At 40.7% G+C, this 2,247-nt stretch carries 1 protein-coding gene; it reads left to right on the top strand.

All coding sequences use genetic code 11. The features are described from left to right. The first annotated feature begins 274 nt into the window (after window positions 1–274). Entirely contained in the window at window positions 275–1,810 is a 1,536-nt protein-coding gene (locus tag OQ5_RS0103655) for a Fic family protein (protein ID WP_016776200.1), read from the top strand. Window positions 1,811–2,247 lie beyond the last annotated feature (437 nt).

The following is a 2,247-nucleotide window of genomic DNA, read 5'->3' as shown; positions in this document are numbered from 1 at the left end:
CACCATATAAGACATATAAGAACACAGAGATAAGGTTGCATTATAGATGATAGAGATTAAAAATTTAAAAGAGTATTTTAAAATTATAAGTCCCCCTTGGGCGGATTAGTGGGCCTTCAGGGGGTCAGGCTATGGTTTCTTAGTCCCCCTCCCTGGGAGGGGCCAGGGGAGGCCATCAATCGTTTTTCACACACCGTTGTCTTTTTTAATCAAATTTCATGACAAATAATCAATTTTCTTCTATCTTTGGAATAATCAATTTTCACAAAGATGTATGGAAAATATAAATTTTTCACGAGAAGTAACTGTTTTTCATGGCCGAACACTTCCTGAAAAGGCCAGGATTGCAGGTTACGGGGCTGTTATTGATGGACTTGGTCTTTCCATGCCCATGCCTGATCGACTTGCTTTGATTAGTTATAAAAACCGTCAATATGTACAGGGCAATTGGCGGGTATTTACTTCCCGTCACCTTCCGGATAATAATCTTTACAGTCACTTGATTTTTGCCATAAAGTATGAAGGGATCAACCTGTTGTTTTTTAAAAAGTTGTTTCAGAAGATATCATCCTCCGAGGTGATTTCTATAATATCCGGAGAGCCAACAGGGCAATACAGTCGCAAAATCTGGTTTTTGTATGAATGGCTGATGAACAATCTTTTGGATGTGCCGGATATTCAGCAGGGGAATTATGTGGCTCTATTGGATGAGAAACAGCAATTTGCAATCCGGGGCGTCCGTTCAAAGCGTCATAGGATCATCAATAATTTGCCCGGGACACGTGACTTTTGCCCGCTTGTATTTAAAACGGAAAAATTAGTAAACTATTGTAGTTCTGAATTATCCGGGCAGCAGGACAAACGTTTGAGCCGAGTCGGTAAAGATCTTTTACAACGAGCCTCTGCCTTTTTATTATTGAAAGATTCTAAAGCCTCTTTTTCCATTGAAGGAGAAAGTCCTAAAAGCAAGCGGGCTGCCCGTTGGGGGAAGGCAATAGGTCAGGCGGGAACCAATGCACTAAGTAAGAATGAACTGCTTCGGTTACAACAAATGGTGATCGAAAATACAAGGTTTGTGATGTTGGGTTTTCGCCGTGAAGGTGGTTTTGTCGGGGAGTATGACCGGTTAACAGGAGAACCGATACCTGAACACATTTCTGCCCGTTGGCAGGATATTGAACAACTTATGTCAGGGCTTATCGCTACAAGTAATTTGTTGGAGGAGGAAGAAATTGATGCTGTTGTGGCTGCTGCAATGGTGGCCTTCGGGTTTGTTTTTATTCATCCGTTTCAGGATGGCAATGGGCGTATTCATCGTTATTTGATACATCACATTCTGGCAAGAAAGGGTTTTACCAAACAGGGGGTTATTTTTCCTGTTTCTGCATCCATTCTGGATCACATAACTGATTACAGGAATATTCTTCAACAATATTCACATCCGATTCTTGATTTTATTGATTGGGAGCAAACAGCCGACAATAATGTGACGGTGCAAAATGAAACCATTGATTTCTATCGTTACTTCGATGCAACCCTTCAGGCAGAGTTTCTATACGATTGCGTTGCCGATACCATTTTTAATATCATTCCTCAGGAGGTGAAATACCTTGCCCAATATGACAGATTTAAGCATTTTCTGGAGGATGAATTTGAGATGCCTGATAAAACAGTATCACTTTTAGTTCGTTTTTTGGAACAAAATGATGGAAAATTGTCTAAAAAGGCCAAAGAGAAAGAGTTTTCGACGTTATCACCCTCAGAAATTGAAAGCATTGAAAAATATTTTGCAGATGTTTTCTGTTATTAAGTTAGTCGTAGTGTTTTTTGTTCAGTTTCTTCTCTCAGCTCCGAATAACAAACAACCCGGTGTCATTCTGAGAAGGCAAGACGAAGAATCTCTTGCAATTACAAATTTAGGTTAAGGCTGAGGTTAAGGCTGAGGCTGAGGCTGAGGCTGAGGTTAAGCTTAAGGCTAAGGTTAAGGTTAAGGTTAAGGCTGGGGATTACCCATAACTTGAGCAAATCAAATACGAAAAAAACAATTTATCAAAACCATGCGCTGCAATAAAGGTTGCCTGAAAAAACTATTTTTTACTCTGTGGGCCTCTGTGTTTACTCCGTGAAACTCTGTGAAACAAAAAAATACAGCGAGCCAATCAAATACGAAAAAAACAACTTATCCGAAACCATGCGGCGGGGTACCTCCTTTCAGGGGGGCAGGGGGTGCGCGAAAGGGTAAGGGAA

This window comes from Anaerophaga thermohalophila str. Valhall, assembly GCF_000250735.1.
GTDB classification, from domain to species: domain Bacteria; phylum Bacteroidota; class Bacteroidia; order Bacteroidales; family Marinilabiliaceae; genus Anaerophaga; species Anaerophaga thermohalophila_A.
This window is presented reverse-complemented; position numbering and strand designations above follow the sequence as displayed.

Bases quoted from the DNA above. Each gene is read 5' to 3' on its own strand.
- OQ5_RS0103655 (WP_016776200.1), top strand. From the start codon at position 275: ATGGAAAATATAAATTTTTCACGAGAAGTAACTGTTTTTCATGGCCGA.